This is a genomic window from Bacillus sp. DJP31 (assembly GCF_049310945.1).
Lineage (GTDB): Bacteria > Bacillota > Bacilli > Bacillales > SA4 > Bacillus_BS.
The window spans coordinates 126,953-143,081 of the sequence record NZ_JBMERO010000009.1 but is presented as its reverse complement, the minus strand read 5'-3'; the positions used below and the strand labels follow the sequence as shown (position 1 = coordinate 143,081).

The following is a 16,129-nucleotide window of genomic DNA, read 5'->3' as shown; positions in this document are numbered from 1 at the left end:
GCATGGAGTTCAATCCTATATGAAGACTATTAAAAATTGTTTAATTCTTCATACTGACGAGCAAAGTTTTTTCTTGTTTGAATATATTGGGATAAAATATATCACAGATGCTAACTTTGAGTCAGCTATTTATCAGTATGATGCGAAATTACAGCTGCCTAACCTCAATTTACTAGATGCCTTGTTGTCAAAATTCTATGTGAGATTGGAAAGTGAACAATCAGTTGATTATTATGATGTACTGAATGAAATTGGAATGGGGCTTAACTGCCAATCAAGAGAGGTTTCTGGACCTCATGATTGATATTGAGAAATGGAGTAGAGTTTTGTCTAGAGTTTAGAGAGTTGAGAACTTTAGTACCTTTGCTTCCGGAAAGTGTAAGATAAAGAATTATGGATAGAATAGTAATATATCAAACTAACACTCATGTAATCGGCGGTATATCAAATTGAGATTCTAGGCTTACCCAACCAAAATGACAAAGGAGAGACAAGAATTCAATGATATTACAATTCAAAATTAGTTTAAAACATACCCACCCTCTTAGATGGAGAAGGATTTTAGTGGAAGATTCAACAACATTTTCAGAACTACATACGATTATTCAAGTGTCCTTTGAATGGCAAGATGCTCATTTGCATGGGTTTGAAGTTAGAAAAACGAATGGACAAGCTGTAGGTATTGGTGACATAACGATTGGTCCTGCTGATGAAGAGAAGTTTGGGATTACCTTTGGTATTTGGAGACAGGGTCAAGAGCTTGATGAAAAGAAGGTTAGACTATGTGATTACTTTGTGAGTGAGAAAGATAGGTGTCTCTATACGTATGATTTTGGAGATGATTGGGAGCATGATGTAGTTTTGGAAAAGGTACTCTCACCAGATCCAAGGAGCTTGTATCCACTTTGTACAAAGGCTATTGGTGATGCTCTTCTTGAAGGTGTTGGAGATTTTTTTGATGAGTCTGAAATGGAAGTTTCCACTCCTGATGAAATTAGAGAGACTATAAATGATAATCTGCAATCTTTACAGAAAGCTGCTTTAGTTAACACCAACCAAACAACAAGTTGGGCTGATTTATTTGCACTTTCAGATGAGTTTAAGAAGCTTCAGCCATGGAATTGGTTGGATGATGATCAAATTTTTGGTGTGAAAGATCCACTAAATAACGAAATGGTTTACTGCTCGGTGATGGGTGCGGCTGGTCAGGAGTATGGTGTTGCTGCTTATGAAGGAGAGGAAGGAGTAAACTTTTTACATAAAATCATTCGGGGTGAAGGAGATAATCAGGATGTATTAATACAGCGAAGCATCATTTTTTCACTATCAGATCGAGAGGAATTATCACCGGAGGATTACGAGTTAATCAAAAGAGAAGGCTTAAGCTATAGAGGGAAAAGGCAATGGCCACAATTTCGTAGCTTCTTACCAGGCTATTATCCTTGGCATTTAACAGACGAGGAAGCCACTCGCTTTATAGGAGTGCTGAAGCAAGTTATTGAAGTGTGCCAACAGGTAAAGGAACAAGTAAGTCTTGTGCCACGATTTACTTCACTGGAAAAGGTACCAGTACTAGTAAATGGACAGATCTCTTGGAAAAATGATGTGATTTCACAACAATCTGCTAAAGAACAACCTTTGGTTGAACTACTGGTTAGTGAAGTTACTTTAAAATCTATGAAAAAAAACTTCAAGAAATACAATACTCCTTTAGAAATTGATTTGTTTCTTAGTACAAAGCCAGCACAGGATCAACCAGGAGAAAGACCTTATTTTCCATACATTTTAATGGTAGTTGAAAGAAGAAATGGAATGATTGTTCATACGGAGTTTCTCCCTAGAAATGAAATTGAAGTGAATGTACAAAAAGAGCTATTGAGTATTATACAAAAGTTGAATGGGATACCTAGGGAGTTGTGGATTCAAGGCGATGAGATGAAGAGACTACTTCTTCCAGTTACTCAGAAACTTGGGATTTCCCTTTTTGAAGTAAAAACATTACCCAATCTCAAACAAGCGCGAAATGCGATGTTTAGTTTTATGTAGAAAAATAAATGCCAGGCACATTCCATTTAACTTGGAGGTGCCTGGCACTTACTTTTTATACTCTATTTTCTAAAAGATTGTTGTTTTTTAAAAGGAAAAGCAACCCATTGATAAACAATTTGATTGGAGCGAGCATTTCCTCGCTTCAATCAACAGGTAGACTTTTAAAAAGTGAACATATTCAGCAGTCTTAACCTGTCCTCCCGTCCCTTTAAAAAATATTTAGATTCCCTTCAATCGTTATGACCGCAGATCCAGCTACCTCGATGATGGGTTTGTCATTTACCGAAGTAATCGTTACATATAATGTTCCTGGTCTGCCTATTGCATGACCTTGGCCTATTTTAAGCTGATGCTTCTCTGATTTTGGAAGAATCCCTTCTAAAACTAAATACCCGGCTAAGGCACCATTGGCTGAACCGGTTACAGGATCCTCGTCGATCCCAATGCCAGGAGCGAAGTCCCTTGTATAAATATCAAATTCCCCATCCGTTTCAAAGGTAAATAGATGTGTTGTCGAAATCGTATGTTCTCTGTTCAAGATGCCCAGTTTTTTAAGCTGTGGTTCAGCAGAATCAATGGCAACACGCGACTTAACGGGAACGAGAAGATGCCAGTTTCCTGTATTACTTAGTTTAATAGGAAACTTTTCGTCAATATCACTGGATTTAATTCCAACAAGCTCAGCAATCAAGTCTTTATCCAATTCTACTTCCTTGACCTGTGGGGTGATTTGCGTCATAGATACACGAGTAAGTTGATGGTCTTCTTTTATCCATTTGACTGGGATCAGCCCTACATTGGTTTCAAAAACAATTTGATCAGCCTTTTTGAGCCAATCGTATCTCGTTCCAAGTAACCATGATAGCCCAACCGTTGCATGACCGCAGAAATTGATTTCCTCCATCGGTGTAAAATATCGCACTCTAAAATCGGCCTGAGGATCTGTTGAGGGCATTAAAAAAGCTGACTCCGGAAGATTCAATTCATTGGCGATCTTTTGCATTTCTTCCACGGATAAGTTTTCAGCATGGGGTATAACCCCAGCGGGATTTCCTCCAAACGATTCTGTAGTAAACGCATCAATATGATAAACTGGAATTTTTCTCATGTTTTCCTCCCGAATATAAGTAAGTAAAAGCATTTTCTGCTTTCATCATATGAGCAAATGAAGGATAAGTAAAATGAATGTTTTTCATTGTCTACATGAGAGGTACTCATGTATATTTGAAAAAAGAAAAACCATAAAACAGCATTAATGGGGGTGAACCATGACTATGTTTCAATATGAAGTGTTTGTGAAAGTGGTAGACACCGGAAATTTTACTAGAGCAGGAGAAATAATTTTTGCAGATGGTTTTTGCAGATGGCATTTGGCTACTTTAGGAATTCTTTTATCTTTGGAGGAGAGGCTAGGAATGTTCTTCAACTAAAGGGGGTTTTAAGAAGTGACATTGAAAAAATTAAATGGAATGAATCCTCCTGAAAGTGACCTCCCGTCCGACATTGGTAAGCCAGCAACAAGGGCTCTAACTGGGGCTGGGTATTTGAGACTTGAGCAGTTTACAAAGGTTACGGAAGCTGAGGTCTTGCAGTTACACGGAGTTGGTCCAAAAGCTATAAGAATAATCAGAGAATTTCTTGAAGCAAAAGGCTTTTCTTTTGCAAACAATTTATAGATGTTATTTTCTACTTTGCATTGGGTAGAGAGAGTATCTTATTAACTATTGGCTATGAAAAAGTACTAGAAAAACAAATTTCTACTAGATTTTAGAGGAGGGCCCTATGAATACTTCTTTCATCAAATTAACTGAACCTACCTCAAACCTCGTGGACGCGTTTAATCGTTGGGAAAACGACCCTACTTTGATTCCGTTGACACGTCCCAACCAAAATAAGTCCGAATTGGAACAGAAGAGGATCATTACCCTTAATCACTTAACAAAACGATTAGAATACCTTCACATCTACTTGATCTATTTGAATGACCAGTTGATCGGAGAAATGAACTACATGGTAGAACCGAGTCATCTCTACAAAAAGGACCTAGGAAGTGCCTGGATAGGGATTACCATAGGAGAGCCAGAAGGCCGGGGCAAAGGTATTGGTTATTTGGCGATAAAATATTTAGAGGAACAGATTAAGTTGCAAGGATTTAAACGTATTGAACTTGGCGTATTTGAATTTAATATACAGGCCCAAAAGCTGTATCAGAAGATGGGCTACAAGGAAATCAGCCGTATTGAGGATTTCACCTTTTGGCAAGATAAAATGTGGTCTGATATCCGCATGGAGAAGTTGTTAGAAGAAAGCTCCAATTGAATTCATTGTTATAAAGTTCGTCTATTTTTAACAATTTGGCGCGTTTACTTTAGAACGCGTCTTTTCGTATAGAGTGATAAAAGCTGGTGAAAGGTTTTAGAATTTTTATGGATTTTTTAGAGGAGAAGCGAGGTGATGATTATGGGTTTATTTTTTGAAAAAAACTAGCAGTCAAAGCAAGATTCAAAGAATATTATTACATACATTATTTGCTGTACTAACAGTAGACATCATCAACAACTTTTTACTATGAAAAACAGTGCTTCAAACAGAAAACAATAGACATCTTTTAAATCCACCACTACGAGTAAACTTTTTTCAGTTAAACTGCCTCTTTACTTTAAGTGTAATACTTTACACAAACCATTTAATAATATTCTGTTTTACCTTCGAAAACCCCTTTAAAAAGGAATCGATAACATAATTCGTCTAGATAGGCTTGAATGTGCTTTGAATCAAGTCCGTGATACGATTAGAAAACTTAAATAAATGGTATTTCAAACCCAAAACTTGCAGACTCTTTTACTTAGATCTATAATTAGATAATACACATACCCGTATGTGTATTATTTTAAAAAGGTTGTAACCTTAAAAGATTGTAAATGGTTAAATGTTGAAAGTATCTTGAACACTCTTGTTTAAATTACTAATGGAAAGTGTAGAAAAGGTTATCATAATACTATATCTATTAAAGTTAGCTTAAGAAACATAATAAGGCCAAGGAGGAATAAGAATGTTTGACTATACCGTTGAAACAAAGAAAAGTATTAATGATGCAGTCGAAAGCTTAGAGAATAATTTGAAAGAAGAAAAATTTGGTGTTTTGTGGATGTTTGATATAAAAGATAAACTTCAAGAGAAGGGTCTTGATTTTGACCAAGAATATAAGGTGCTTGAAGTTTGTAATCCACATGAGGCACAGAGAGTATTAAATGAAAATTTGTTAGTTGGATATTTTCTACCTTGCAAAATCGTTGTTTATAGTGATAAAGGTCAAACTAAAATAGGGATGCCAAGACCCACAGCTCTCATTAATATGATGAATAATGATGAATTAAAAAGACTAGCAAAAGAAATTGAGGATCGTTTGATTGTTTGTATTGATAAGAGTGCATAGCGAAAAGGGGACAAAATCTAACAGGGTTTTGTCCCCTTTTTTTTCAATCGCATAAGTATTAAGAACTTTTCTGAACTTGTTTATATAAGTACTGATAAAACTTTGATTCCTCATCCATTCCTTGTTCACTGTACAGTTTTGTCAGCCACCTTATAGATTCGCACTATATCTTGTTCTGAAAGGGTACAATCGGTACTGAGGATGGCAAGCCACCCACTTCTTTTGTTTCTGTTTTGGACAAATACAACTTTTACACGCGTACCATTTGTCATTACGGTATGGATGGAACGAAGAATTCCTTTCTCCGATTGCACGGGCTGCCCAAGTTGAAAGAGTTGTTTTAATGAATACAATTTCCCTTCCACGGAATAACGCTGTTTCGTTTCTTTCACCATTCCGATGACATCCATGCCTTGTTAATCAACTCATTTATTTAAGGGTTGCTTGACCACTTTTTAGAGAAAGAGCTTAAAGAAAAACACCAACACGACTACTTATTCTGAGCTAGTGGGATAATCAGTATTTATAATAACAACTTTGGAATATCCACAGTAATGAAAGATATTTAAAAGTAATTGCAGGGGAATTCACATTTGAATCTCCTTTGCTTTTTTTTATGGGTTAGGCGATAAATTAATCGGGAGCTTCGTAATCAGTAAGTATCTCAATTATCGTTCTTTCGTGTAAGGATTTATAAATAGGTAATGGTTTAATAGGAACTTAGCAGAATCAAGTATATTTAAACTTTAGTAAATTAAAGTTGACATTATACCCATTAGGGTATAATGTAATTCGAGTAAGAGAAAATTAAAGCGAGGTTTTAATTATGATAGTTTTGTTGAGTTTCTTACTGCTCATATCTACTTGGATTATATATAAAAGGTATTATCCAGTTCGGGGAGTTCCGTGTATGATTATTACACCGAGCGAACATTCTATAGAAATTGTAGATGTTCGAGACTATAATAGATCATATAAACAACCTATTCATGGATCTACTAATATTCCGATTGCCTATTTACCAAGGTTTTTTCAAGAAGTATCTAATAAGAAAATTCATGTTGTAGCCTCAAACCATCTTGATAAAAATGTAAGTATTCGATTTTTCAGGAAAAAAGGCTATAAGAGCCTGTTCAAAAAGGAGGACAAAAAGAGCAAAGAAGTTCAAGGAAGCGAAGTCTTGAGCACCGGAGCGTATGTTTTGTATACGTGAGGAGCGGAAAGACGAGCTGACGAAGAAATTCGAAGCTATTTTTGCCGGACTTTTTGAACATCCTCTATAATGTAATGGGGTATACATTAACTGATTGTAACTGTTAGAAGATAGATATAAAGAGGGGAGAATTCTTATGGAGTATAATGAACAAATAAAAAATAGAGTTAAACGTATGGAAGGTCAGCTAAGAGGAATATTGAAGATGATGGAAGAGAACAAAGATTGTAAAGAAGTCATAACTCAATTATCAGCTGTACGTTCAGCAATGGATCGAACTGTTGGGGTTGTTGTGAGTTCGAACTTAGTTGAATGTGTGATAGAGTCTGAAAAGAATGGTGGAAATACAGATGAATTAATAAAAGAGGCAGTCAATTTACTTGTGAAAAGTCGATAATAACATTTAATTGACTTTCTTTTTTTTCTATAGTAATATACCCTTAGGGGTACGGGTTATATCGTCAACGGACATATTTTTTTGGGAAAAATAATACCTATTAGGGTATAAGGAAAAAAGTTATAATTACAAGGAGGACATGATAATGTTAGAAAAAAAACGTACAACAATTATTCTATTTAGTGGTGAATATGATAAGGCTATGGCAGCTTATATAATTGCCAATGGTGCAGCTGCTTATGATCATGAAGTAACGATATTTCATACATTTTGGGGATTAAATGCTCTTCGTAAAGATGAAAACATTGTGGTCAAAAAAAGTTTTATGGAAAAAATGTTTGGCAAAATGATGCCAAGAGGGGCGGATAAAATGGGCCTATCAAACATGAACTTCGCTGGTTTTGGTCCGAAAATGATTAAAGATGTTATGAAAAAACATAATGCCATACCGCTTCCACAATTAATTGAAATGGCACAAGAACAAGAGATTAAACTTGTAGCCTGTACGATGACGATGGACCTATTAGGATTACAACAAGATGAACTACTTGATGGAATTGAGTACGCAGGTGTAGCAGCCTACCTAGCCGATGCTCAAGAAGGTAATGTTAACCTATTCATCTAAACCAAGCTAGAGGAATTCCAAATAACTATTAATTAGGAGGGATTTAATCATGGATTATTTAAATTATATACTTCTCGCTCTTGTAATGTTCTTTATTATTAAACGCATCCTCCCAGTAAAAGGGGTTAGACAAATAACAACAGTTGAATTAAAAAAAGAACTAGATGATATAAACAAACAATATATTGATGTTCGTACTAATGGAGAGTTCAGGGCTAACAATATTAAGGGATTTAAAAATTTCCCACTACATGAGCTAAGCCAAAAAATGAAGGATCTTTCAAAAGACAAAGAGATATTTGTTATTTGTCAGAGTGGAATGAGAAGTAATAAAGCAAGTAAGCTATTTATTAAGCATGGCTTTAAAAAGGTAACCAATATAAAGGGTGGAATGAGTTCTTGGACTTAATCACAATAGAAGGAGGGATGGACAATGAAGGAAGTGAGTGTAGAGGAAATAGAGGCATTGCTTAGTGAAAAGAAGAAACTTAATCTGTTTGACGTTCGAGAAGTGGATGAGGTTAAATCCGGGAAAATCCCAGGAGCTATCAACATCCCTCTCGGTTTAATTGAGTTTCGTATGCATGAGCTAGACAAGACAAAAGAATATATATTGATATGTCGTTCAGGTGCAAGAAGTGGTCGTGCCACTCAATTTTTAGAAAGTCACGGGTTTGATGTAACGAACATGACTGGTGGAATGCTAGCATGGGAAGGAAAATTAGTATAATTTCACGATGTGATCTTTCCTATTATTATAAAAATGGAGGTTTGTAAAATGGTAAATATGAATGCTAACAAAATTTTAGATGCAAAGGGATTAGCGTGTCCAATGCCCATCGTCAAAACAAAGAAAGCGATGAACGAATTAGAAGCGGGTCATGTACTTGAAGTTCAAGCAACAGATAAAGGTTCGAAAGCTGACATTAAGGCATGGGCTGAGAGTTCAGGTCATCAATACTTGGGAACTACCCAGGAAGAGAGCGTTTTTAAGCATTATCTTAGAAAGTCATCAAGCGATGATAAAGAGGAAAGAAAGTATCCGCACGTAGCAAATAATGACGACTTAGCAAAAAGGCTAGAATCAAGTGATAAAATTGTTGTTTTGGATGTACGAGAATCAGCAGAATATGCATTTAATCACATTCCTAATGCATTATCAATTCCACTTGGAGAATTAGATAGTCGTCTTGATGAATTAAACAAAGAGGATTTAATCTATGTTATTTGTCGTACTGGTAATCGCAGTGACCTAGTGGCACATAAGTTAACAGTAAAGGGATTTGCTAATGTCTTGAATGTAGTTCCTGGTATGAGTGAATGGTCAGGAAAAACGAATAGATTAGGGAATTAACTTAGAAAAGTATTACTTATATTTTTTTGAAAAATAAAATACCATAGGGGGTAAAATGAGATGGCAGTTAAAGAAATGAGTTCAAAGGAAATAACAGATAAGATATTCAATAAAGATGATTTATTTATCTTAGACGTTCGAATTGAAAGTGATTTTGCTGATTGGAAGATTGAAGGAGAAAAATTCCGATATTTAAATGTACCATATTTTAACTTGCTTGATGGAGTGGAAGATATTATCGATCAAATTCCTTCAGAAAAGGACATTTTAGTTGCGTGTGCAAAAGAGGGTTCATCGATGATGATAGCTGAGATGCTTTCTGAAGCAGGTTTAAATGCTTCGTACCTAAAGGGTGGGATGAAAGCGTGGAGCGAGCACCTAGAGCCAGTTAAGGTCGGTGATTTAAAGGACGGAGGAGAAATCTATCAGTTTGTAAGAATAGGTAAAGGTTGTCTATCTTATATGGTTGTCTCAGACGGAGAAGCAGCGATTATTGATTCAACTCGTATGACTGATATATACCTGGAATTTGCGGCAAATATCGGCGCAAAAATCACTAATGTATTTGATACGCATCTTCATGCTGACCATATTTCTGGTGGTCGGATAATTGCTGAGAAAACAAATGCCACCTACTGGTTACCCCCAGAGGATGCAACTGAAGTTATATTTGAATACAAACCACTTGATGGTGGTAATGTTGTAACAATTGGTCAAACGGATATCGCTATTAATGCATTATATTCACCAGGGCATACCATTGGCTCAACCTCCTTTATTGTAGATAACAAGTTTTTACTCTCAGGAGACATCTTATTTATCGATTCAATAGGGAGACCAGATTTGGCTGGCAGGGCAGAGGATTGGGTTAAGGATTTAAGAGAAAGCTTGTACTCACGTTACCGAGAATTGTCTGAGGAGCTTATCGTTCTTCCTGCACACTTCATGATGATTGATGAATTAAACGAAGATGGGAGTGTATCTGAAAAACTTGGGACTCTTTTTGCCAAGAATCACGGATTAAATATTGAAGATGAAAATGAATTTAGAATATTAGTGACTGAAAACTTACCTGCTCAGCCTAATTCATACCAAGAGATCCGTGAAACAAATATGGGGAAAATTAGTCCCGATGAAGAAAAACAACGTGAAATGGAAATTGGACCAAACCGTTGTGCCGTTCGATAAAATCAAACAAAATAGGAGGTAATACAAATGGAAGTAACTAAAGTTCTAGATGCAAAAGGATTGGCATGTCCTATGCCAATCGTAAAAACAAAAAAAGCGATGAATGAGCTGGAATCTGGCCAAGTTTTAGAGATTCATGCAACAGATAAGGGTGCCAAGAATGACCTTGCAGCATGGGCAAGATCTGGTGGACATGAACTGATAAAGCATGATGAAGAAAGTGATGTCTTTAAGTTTTGGATTCAAAAAGGCTAAGAATAAAGGGGACCCTTGCTGGTTCCCTTTATTAAAAGGGAGGCTATAATCATGGATATTGAATTTATTATTATGATTTTTTTAATAGGGTTTATAGGTTCATATGTATCGGGAATGCTAGGTATCGGTGGGTCTATTATTAAATATCCAATGCTGTTATATATTCCATCATTATTAGGATTTGCGGCCTTCACTGCGCATGAGGTTTCTGGGATTAGTGCTATACAGGTGTTCTTTGCAACGATAGGAGGAGTTTGGGCATACCGAAAAGGTGGTTATTTAAATAAGACATTAATTATTTATATGGGAACGGCAATATTAATCGGTAGCTTTGTGGGTGGATTTGGTTCTAAACTAATGTCGGAGAATGGCATTAACATCATTTATGGGGTGCTAGCGATTATTGCAGCTATTATGATGTTTATTCCTAAAAAAGGAATTGATGATATTCCATTTGATCAGGTGAGGTTTAATAAATGGCTTGCGGCATCACTTGCATTAGTAGTCGGTGTTGGAGCAGGTATTGTTGGTGCAGCGGGTGCGTTTTTATTAGTACCGATAATGCTTGTCGTTTTAAAAATTCCAACAAGAATGACGATAGCTTCTTCTTTAGCCATTACATTCATTTCATCTATTGGTGCTACTGTTGGAAAAATTTCGACCGGACAAATTGACTACTACCCAGCACTTATCATGATCGTAGCCAGTTTAATTGCATCTCCAATTGGAGCATTGGCTGGGAAAAAGATGAATACAAAGGTATTGCAAATTATTTTGGCTGTTTTAATAACAGCAACGGCCGGAAAGATATGGTGGGATATTTTATAATTGGGCTACCCTAGCCCTTTTTTTGTAAAAAAATACTCGTACCCAAGACCTCTATTAAAGTCGTGTTACGAGTATTACAAAAGATTTTTTTAAGACTGTGCAATATTTGATAAATTGTCGGATGCCGTTGCCACTTCTTCAAAGGCATTTCCTAATTCATTAATTACTTTTACAAAGGATACTAACTCATCACTAATTTTACTATTCTGTTCTTTGGTTTGAATCATTGTTTTTAAAATCTCATCAAAGTGAATATTCGTTTCTAAAAGACTATCAGTTCCTTCATTAACCACTAAACTAATTCTCTTTAAGGAGCTGCCGAGCTTATCGACTTGGGTATTTGTATTTGTAATCAGATCAGCTACACTAGTTACTGATTTCTTCGTTTCTTCTGAAAGCTTTCTAACTTCTCCTGCTACAACAGCAAATCCCTTGCCATGTTCTCCTGCCCGAGCCGCCTCAATTGCTGCATTTAAGGCTAAAAGATTCGTTTGGTCAGCAATCCCAGTAACAATGTTCACGATTTCCTTCATTTGTTTTGATATATCTAGTAAGACTTTAACGTCCTTAGAGATAGCATTTACTGTCTGTTGAATAGTTGCCATATTGCTATCTTGTTTCTGTATTTGCTCCTTACCTTTTTTTGATCGATCTTCTGCAAGGACCGATAGCTCGCTTGCAAGTATTGCTATTGATGTCATTTCATCTGATTTAGCAATAAGTTCTTGGAATGAAGCATTTGTCTGTTCTGATACTGCGGCAAGGTTCTGGGATGCTTCAGAAATCTCTAGACTTACTCTCATCTTATGATCCTCAACCACCTGTTTAAGTCTCTCTGTTTCTTGATCATATGCCTCCAATACAACCTGTTGTTCCAGGTTAAGAAGCTTTGATACAGCTCTAATGGCTGAGAGTTGGTTGGCTATGGGTACATGGGACTCAACAATATCTATTAAGGATAGTAGTAAATCTTGGAAAGCACACATATACCATTTTGTTTGCAATCCTATTCTTACATGAACATGAGCAATCCTTTTCCTTTTCTCAAAGAAGGCAGAATCAATAATACCGTCGAATATTTCACTAATATGTATTCTAAGGGTCTTTTTTAGCCTTTCAATGGAGCTATTGTCATTAATAATAGCCAATAAAGCTGGCTCATTTTCCAAGTTAGCATAGAACTGATTTACAATCGTATCAATATTTTCTGTAACAAAGGGTTGAATCATTTTAGCCATGGTCAAATTCTCGGTCGTTAGCCCAATCATTTGTATTTGAGCACCTAAATCACTACCAGATTTAATATCAATCTGACCCTCAAATGAAATTTGTGGAAGCATACTATTAGATTGTTTTTTCTTAAATAACATTCGTTTATCCCCTTTTAATATGGATTTATATATATCTTTTTTTGCTTCGTATAATTCTGTCACTTTTTAGTAAGAAAAAGGAAAGGGAAAGTATATAACGGTTATTTTATATGATAATACTCACAAGTTGTGTGATAAATATCACAGTAAATTTAATAATAAAAATGCAAAAATATAATGAAGAAAAGTAAACTTAGAGTTTAAGAGGAGGAACAGTTCATGAATGGACTCTTTAACCAAATTAATGAATATCATGTTCTGAAAAATGTAAAAGAAGCATTAGATATATAGTCCATTATTGCTATAACAGATGCATCAGGAAGAATCACTTATGCAAATGATGAATTCTGTGAGATATCCCAATATTCTATGGATGAGTTAATTGGACAAAATCATCGAGTTATTAATTCAGGATTTGATACAAGCAATTTTTTCAAGAGATGTGGAGAACCATTAGTAATGGCCAGGTATGGAACTTTCTATTGGGTGAACACGGTAATTGTTCCTTTTTTAACAGAAGAACGCCCCCTTTCAATATATATCGATTCAAATTGATATTACAGAGAAAAAATATATAAAAGAAGAATTACATTTAAATGAGGAACGAATTCGTGCAATGATTCAATAATCAAATGATGGAGTTACGATACTGGATTATGATGGGATCAACAAATATATTAGTCCTTCTTACGAAAAAATGCTTCCAACCTTATTTTTGCTGGTTCCGATTATTACAGCCATGACAGTGGCCGCTAACAGCTTTGTTGGAGAGAAGGAAAACCGAACGCTGGAAAGTTTATTGTTTTCACCAATTTCCATTAAAACGTTATTTCTGAGCAAGATATTAGCATCTTTAATACCGCCCTTATTTGTTTCTGTCATCAGTTTTGTAGTTTGTGGAGTTATTATCAATTCTTTGGGGTATCCTTTGTTTGGCGAGCTGATCTTCCCATCGGGTAACTGGGTGGCGTTAATAACCTGCCTTTCCCCAATGGTTATCTTGCTTTCGGTGCTGCTGAATATCATAATATCAGCAAGGGTGAAGACGTATCAGGAAGCCCAGAACCTTGGTGGGATCATCGTTCTGCCTGTAATTGCAATGATGATTGGCCAGGTTAGTGGACTGTTTTTACTGGGAGTTCAGTTAATCATCCTGATTTCAGTAGGAATATTAATTGTGAATCTGTTGCTATGGAGTAGAATTTCAAAAAAAAATGACAGGTATGTGTTATTTGAAAAGCAAATTCATTAAAGATATGAGACTCCTTTTATATCAATAAAGGAGTTTTTCTTATTGGAAATAATTTAGAGGATTTTTTTATTGCGTATTGAAAAAATCATCATTAGAGCGTTTCTGTTTTAAGTTTGCGCATTGTATTGCGCCAAGAGACAGACATTGAGGTTATTGGTGTTTCTTCCAATGGTATTGAAGCGATTGAACTGTGTAAACAATTTCAACCACATGTTGTATTAATGGATATACATATGCCTGAAATGGATGGGATAGAGGCCACGAGGTATATTAAGCAACACTGGCCAAAAATGCGAGTTGTGATGCTTACGACATTCCACGATATGAATTACGTTAGAGAGGCAATGGCTTCGGGAGCTGATGGATATTTGCTCAAGGCGATGCAGCCAGAAGATCTAGCTTCGAGCATTCGACTTGTGCATAATGGAGGAACATTGATCCCGCAAGAAATTGCCAAGCTTATGGTGGCTGAATGGACAAGTAGTTTATCTTCACCTTCTAAAAAGAAGAAGGATAAAAATGAGAAGAGTCCTCGCTATGGTATGACAGAAAGGCAGTTAGATGTCTTACGTCTACTTGTAAGCGGGAAGGATAACCGTGAAATTGCCCGAGCGCTTTATTTATCTGAGGGAACCGTGAAGAACTATATCTCTACCATATACTCAAAGATGGAAGTAACGGATCGTATCCATGCAATCTTAAAAGCACAGGATGAGGAATTATTGTAGGGTCAAAGGGACAGGCACTGCGTTCCGAAAAGAATAATGTATAGTGGGACATGAAACCTGTCCCTGCGTCCCATATCATAATAGAAATAATTAGAGGAAAAGAAAGTAAAGCAAACAGGTAGGAGAAACAGGGCTTCAAACACAAGCAATTGACATATATGTATCCATATAATAATGAAAATAAGTGCTAAGCACCCTCCGTTTAACGGGTAGGTGCCTGGCACTTATTTTTAACTATGATTCATAGTTATAACTACATTCCCCTTTTTATGCCCTTTATCTACGTATCTATGAGCCTCTGGTATTTGTTCCAAAGGATAGCGACGATCTATGACTGATTTTATTTTCCCTGCTTCAATCAGTTCTTTGAGGAAGAGTAAGTCTTCAACACGCTCTTTGGCGATACCTTGGCCATCAACGGTTACGTATTTCCCTTTCGGCGTGAGTGCTTTCTTGCAATCTGATTTAGAGGCTTTCCCAACGGCATCAAAGATGATATCGTAAAGCTCTCCACTTTTTGTGAAATCCTCTTTTGTGTAATCAATCACTTTATCGGCTCCAAGAGATGTAACTAATTCAAAATTTGAGGTACTGCATACTCCGGTCACTTCTGTCCCAAAGTAGTTGGCGAGCTGAACAGCTGAAGTTCCGACGGCACCAGAAGCACCATATATAAGAACTTTTTGTCCGCTCTGGATATTTCCTTTTCTAAGAAAATGCAGGGCTGTAGTTCCTCCAAAAAGAACAGAAGCAGCTTCCTCGTAGCTTGTATTGATTGGTTTTATTGCGAGTATGCCGTCTTCTGGTAGACATGTATACTCGGCATAGCCACCAAAACGCATTCCGGTTAAAGCATAAACTTGCTCACCTTTCTTAAAACGCTTTACGTCTTTGCCTATTTCTTCTATTTCTCCAGCTAACTCCACACCCAATATAGGCTGTCTTGGTTTTGTGATACCTAAGAATAAACGCATGGGAATCCAGAACGAGATAGGACTATTGAAGCTTCGAACTCTACAGTCCCCTGTTGTGACAGTTGTTGCATGGATTTTGATCAGTACTTCGTTGTCCTTTGGAGAGGGTTTTTCTACTTCTTTAAGCTGTAGGACATCGGGTGATCCGTATTTTGTACACAAGATGGCTCTCATAAATCTCCTCCAAAAATTCTTAGACTTGAACAGTTAATCATATGAGGCCTATACCTAAATAAGTCGTTGGTCCTTGTAATAATATCTGACACAGTAAGTCCATTACCTGTGTTAAACGATCAATCAAATAATCCATCATAACAGTAAAACCCATTCAAATATAAAAAATCAATCAGAAAGGTAAATTCATCAGTATAGTATAGCTATCAATATAATATGGTCATTTTCAGAAACATTAAAATACCCTTTGATGTCAGTGCTTACAGGGGTATACCCACATACCATT

General features: G+C 36.2%; 21 protein-coding genes and 2 pseudogenes. 18 read left to right on the top strand and 5 right to left on the bottom strand.

The window, feature by feature from the left end; translation table 11 throughout:
* Together ACOI1C_RS10865 and ACOI1C_RS10860 are read left to right on the top strand one after the other, a co-directional pair.
* Nucleotides 1-304: hypothetical protein (locus tag ACOI1C_RS10865; RefSeq protein WP_422510543.1), on the top strand; the 304-nt coding region annotated here is incomplete at its 5' end.
* 260 nt (nucleotides 305-564) lie between these two features.
* Nucleotides 565-2,046 carry a plasmid pRiA4b ORF-3 family protein gene (locus ACOI1C_RS10860; protein WP_422510542.1) on the top strand — a complete coding sequence of 494 codons (1,482 nt, stop codon included), beginning with the start codon at nucleotides 565-567 and terminating at the stop codon, nucleotides 2,044-2,046.
* Nucleotides 2,047-2,257: 211 nt separating this feature from the next.
* Here the strand turns inward: ACOI1C_RS10860 and ACOI1C_RS10855 are convergent, their stop codons facing one another.
* On the bottom strand, nucleotides 2,258-3,157 hold the full coding sequence (locus ACOI1C_RS10855; protein WP_422510541.1) for a PhzF family phenazine biosynthesis protein: 900 nt from the start codon (nucleotides 3,155-3,157) through the stop codon (nucleotides 2,258-2,260).
* A 160-nt stretch (nucleotides 3,158-3,317) separates the two neighbouring features.
* Between ACOI1C_RS10855 and ACOI1C_RS10850 the strand changes: the two genes are divergently transcribed.
* The 4 genes from ACOI1C_RS10850 to ACOI1C_RS10835 all read left to right on the top strand — a co-directional run bounded on the left by ACOI1C_RS10850 (nucleotide 3,318) and on the right by ACOI1C_RS10835 (nucleotide 5,485).
* Entirely contained in the window at nucleotides 3,318-3,479 is a 162-nt protein-coding gene (locus ACOI1C_RS10850) for a hypothetical protein (RefSeq protein ID WP_422510540.1), read from the top strand.
* Between the two features lie 39 nt (nucleotides 3,480-3,518).
* Nucleotides 3,519-3,725, top strand: coding sequence for a DNA-binding protein (locus ACOI1C_RS10845; RefSeq protein ID WP_422510554.1), 207 nt, complete (start codon nucleotides 3,519-3,521; stop codon nucleotides 3,723-3,725).
* Between the two features lie 106 nt (nucleotides 3,726-3,831).
* Nucleotides 3,832-4,368 (top strand): GNAT family N-acetyltransferase, encoded by a 537-nt coding sequence (locus tag ACOI1C_RS10840; protein ID WP_422510539.1) that lies wholly within the window; start codon nucleotides 3,832-3,834, stop codon nucleotides 4,366-4,368.
* 733 nt (nucleotides 4,369-5,101) lie between these two features.
* Complete coding sequence (locus ACOI1C_RS10835; RefSeq protein ID WP_422510538.1) at nucleotides 5,102-5,485, top strand: DUF302 domain-containing protein; 384 nt, start codon at nucleotides 5,102-5,104, stop codon at nucleotides 5,483-5,485.
* Between the two features lie 152 nt (nucleotides 5,486-5,637).
* Here ACOI1C_RS10835 and ACOI1C_RS10830 read toward each other — a convergent pair.
* Nucleotides 5,638-5,901 (bottom strand): annotated as a pseudogene (locus ACOI1C_RS10830) (IS4 family transposase); the annotation flags it as partial.
* A gap of 494 nt (nucleotides 5,902-6,395) precedes the next feature.
* Here ACOI1C_RS10830 and ACOI1C_RS10825 point away from each other — a divergent pair.
* The 9 genes from ACOI1C_RS10825 to ACOI1C_RS10785 all read left to right on the top strand — a co-directional run bounded on the left by ACOI1C_RS10825 (nucleotide 6,396) and on the right by ACOI1C_RS10785 (nucleotide 11,345).
* The gene (locus ACOI1C_RS10825; RefSeq protein ID WP_422510537.1) at nucleotides 6,396-6,698 is read left to right on the top strand and encodes a hypothetical protein; all 303 of its coding nucleotides are present in this window, start codon (nucleotides 6,396-6,398) and stop codon (nucleotides 6,696-6,698) included.
* Between the two features lie 136 nt (nucleotides 6,699-6,834).
* On the top strand, nucleotides 6,835-7,095 hold the full coding sequence (locus ACOI1C_RS10820; RefSeq protein WP_422510536.1) for a metal-sensitive transcriptional regulator: 261 nt from the start codon (nucleotides 6,835-6,837) through the stop codon (nucleotides 7,093-7,095).
* Between the two features lie 145 nt (nucleotides 7,096-7,240).
* Nucleotides 7,241-7,720: a DsrE/DsrF/DrsH-like family protein gene (locus ACOI1C_RS10815; RefSeq protein WP_422510535.1), complete on the top strand. Its 480-nt coding sequence runs from the start codon at nucleotides 7,241-7,243 to the stop codon at nucleotides 7,718-7,720.
* Between the two features lie 49 nt (nucleotides 7,721-7,769).
* The gene (locus tag ACOI1C_RS10810) at nucleotides 7,770-8,129 is read left to right on the top strand and encodes a rhodanese-like domain-containing protein (RefSeq protein WP_422510534.1); all 360 of its coding nucleotides are present in this window, start codon (nucleotides 7,770-7,772) and stop codon (nucleotides 8,127-8,129) included.
* A gap of 24 nt (nucleotides 8,130-8,153) precedes the next feature.
* Nucleotides 8,154-8,450, top strand: coding sequence for a rhodanese-like domain-containing protein (locus tag ACOI1C_RS10805; RefSeq protein ID WP_422510533.1), 297 nt, complete (start codon nucleotides 8,154-8,156; stop codon nucleotides 8,448-8,450).
* Between the two features lie 48 nt (nucleotides 8,451-8,498).
* Entirely contained in the window at nucleotides 8,499-9,074 is a 576-nt protein-coding gene (locus ACOI1C_RS10800; protein ID WP_422510532.1) for a sulfurtransferase TusA family protein, read from the top strand.
* Between the two features lie 60 nt (nucleotides 9,075-9,134).
* A complete protein-coding gene (locus ACOI1C_RS10795; protein WP_422510531.1) occupies nucleotides 9,135-10,262 on the top strand; it encodes an MBL fold metallo-hydrolase in 1,128 nt (375 codons plus the stop codon).
* Between the two features lie 27 nt (nucleotides 10,263-10,289).
* Complete coding sequence (locus ACOI1C_RS10790) at nucleotides 10,290-10,517, top strand: sulfurtransferase TusA family protein (protein WP_422510530.1); 228 nt, start codon at nucleotides 10,290-10,292, stop codon at nucleotides 10,515-10,517.
* A gap of 51 nt (nucleotides 10,518-10,568) precedes the next feature.
* Nucleotides 10,569-11,345, top strand: a complete 777-nt coding sequence (locus ACOI1C_RS10785; RefSeq protein WP_422510529.1) for a sulfite exporter TauE/SafE family protein — start codon at nucleotides 10,569-10,571, stop codon at nucleotides 11,343-11,345.
* Between the two features lie 89 nt (nucleotides 11,346-11,434).
* Here ACOI1C_RS10785 and ACOI1C_RS10780 read toward each other — a convergent pair whose 3' ends face one another.
* Together ACOI1C_RS10780 and ACOI1C_RS10775 are read right to left on the bottom strand one after the other, a co-directional pair.
* Nucleotides 11,435-12,046 carry a methyl-accepting chemotaxis protein gene (locus ACOI1C_RS10780; RefSeq protein ID WP_422510553.1) on the bottom strand — a complete coding sequence of 204 codons (612 nt, stop codon included), beginning with the start codon at nucleotides 12,044-12,046 and terminating at the stop codon, nucleotides 11,435-11,437.
* A gap of 144 nt (nucleotides 12,047-12,190) precedes the next feature.
* Nucleotides 12,191-12,685 (bottom strand): annotated as a pseudogene (locus ACOI1C_RS10775) (protoglobin domain-containing protein); the annotation flags it as partial.
* 324 nt (nucleotides 12,686-13,009) lie between these two features.
* Here ACOI1C_RS10775 and ACOI1C_RS10770 point away from each other — a divergent pair.
* From ACOI1C_RS10770 to ACOI1C_RS10760, 3 genes are all read left to right on the top strand, one after another.
* The gene (locus ACOI1C_RS10770) at nucleotides 13,010-13,270 is read left to right on the top strand and encodes a PAS domain-containing protein (RefSeq protein WP_422510552.1); all 261 of its coding nucleotides are present in this window, start codon (nucleotides 13,010-13,012) and stop codon (nucleotides 13,268-13,270) included.
* Nucleotides 13,271-13,361: 91 nt separating this feature from the next.
* Nucleotides 13,362-13,967 carry an ABC transporter permease gene (locus ACOI1C_RS10765; RefSeq protein ID WP_422510551.1) on the top strand — a complete coding sequence of 202 codons (606 nt, stop codon included), beginning with the start codon at nucleotides 13,362-13,364 and terminating at the stop codon, nucleotides 13,965-13,967.
* Between the two features lie 113 nt (nucleotides 13,968-14,080).
* Nucleotides 14,081-14,695, top strand: a complete 615-nt coding sequence (locus ACOI1C_RS10760; protein ID WP_422510528.1) for a response regulator — start codon at nucleotides 14,081-14,083, stop codon at nucleotides 14,693-14,695.
* Between the two features lie 230 nt (nucleotides 14,696-14,925).
* Here ACOI1C_RS10760 and ACOI1C_RS10755 read toward each other — a convergent pair whose 3' ends face one another.
* Nucleotides 14,926-15,843, bottom strand: coding sequence for an NAD(P)-dependent alcohol dehydrogenase (locus ACOI1C_RS10755; RefSeq protein WP_422510527.1), 918 nt, complete (start codon nucleotides 15,841-15,843; stop codon nucleotides 14,926-14,928).
* Nucleotides 15,844-16,129: the final 286 nt, after the last annotated feature.

What these genes read in the sequence shown, in the direction of transcription:
- ACOI1C_RS10755 (WP_422510527.1), bottom strand. Translation starts at nt 15,843, where the DNA reads ATGAGAGCCATCTTGTGTACAAAATACGGATCACCCGATGTCCTACAG.
- ACOI1C_RS10850 (WP_422510540.1), top strand. Translation starts at nt 3,318, where the DNA reads ATGACTATGTTTCAATATGAAGTGTTTGTGAAAGTGGTAGACACCGGA.
- ACOI1C_RS10820 (WP_422510536.1), top strand. Translation starts at nt 6,835, where the DNA reads ATGGAGTATAATGAACAAATAAAAAATAGAGTTAAACGTATGGAAGGT.
- ACOI1C_RS10815 (WP_422510535.1), top strand. Translation starts at nt 7,241, where the DNA reads ATGTTAGAAAAAAAACGTACAACAATTATTCTATTTAGTGGTGAATAT.
- ACOI1C_RS10810 (WP_422510534.1), top strand. Translation starts at nt 7,770, where the DNA reads ATGGATTATTTAAATTATATACTTCTCGCTCTTGTAATGTTCTTTATT.
- ACOI1C_RS10835 (WP_422510538.1), top strand. Translation starts at nt 5,102, where the DNA reads ATGTTTGACTATACCGTTGAAACAAAGAAAAGTATTAATGATGCAGTC.
- ACOI1C_RS10855 (WP_422510541.1), bottom strand. Translation starts at nt 3,157, where the DNA reads ATGAGAAAAATTCCAGTTTATCATATTGATGCGTTTACTACAGAATCG.
- ACOI1C_RS10845 (WP_422510554.1), top strand. Translation starts at nt 3,519, where the DNA reads ATGAATCCTCCTGAAAGTGACCTCCCGTCCGACATTGGTAAGCCAGCA.
- ACOI1C_RS10800 (WP_422510532.1), top strand. Translation starts at nt 8,499, where the DNA reads ATGGTAAATATGAATGCTAACAAAATTTTAGATGCAAAGGGATTAGCG.
- ACOI1C_RS10825 (WP_422510537.1), top strand. Translation starts at nt 6,396, where the DNA reads ATGATTATTACACCGAGCGAACATTCTATAGAAATTGTAGATGTTCGA.
- ACOI1C_RS10785 (WP_422510529.1), top strand. Translation starts at nt 10,569, where the DNA reads ATGGATATTGAATTTATTATTATGATTTTTTTAATAGGGTTTATAGGT.
- ACOI1C_RS10805 (WP_422510533.1), top strand. Translation starts at nt 8,154, where the DNA reads ATGAAGGAAGTGAGTGTAGAGGAAATAGAGGCATTGCTTAGTGAAAAG.
- ACOI1C_RS10840 (WP_422510539.1), top strand. Translation starts at nt 3,832, where the DNA reads ATGAATACTTCTTTCATCAAATTAACTGAACCTACCTCAAACCTCGTG.
- ACOI1C_RS10790 (WP_422510530.1), top strand. Translation starts at nt 10,290, where the DNA reads ATGGAAGTAACTAAAGTTCTAGATGCAAAAGGATTGGCATGTCCTATG.
- ACOI1C_RS10780 (WP_422510553.1), bottom strand. Translation starts at nt 12,046, where the DNA reads ATGACATCAATAGCAATACTTGCAAGCGAGCTATCGGTCCTTGCAGAA.
- ACOI1C_RS10795 (WP_422510531.1), top strand. Translation starts at nt 9,135, where the DNA reads ATGGCAGTTAAAGAAATGAGTTCAAAGGAAATAACAGATAAGATATTC.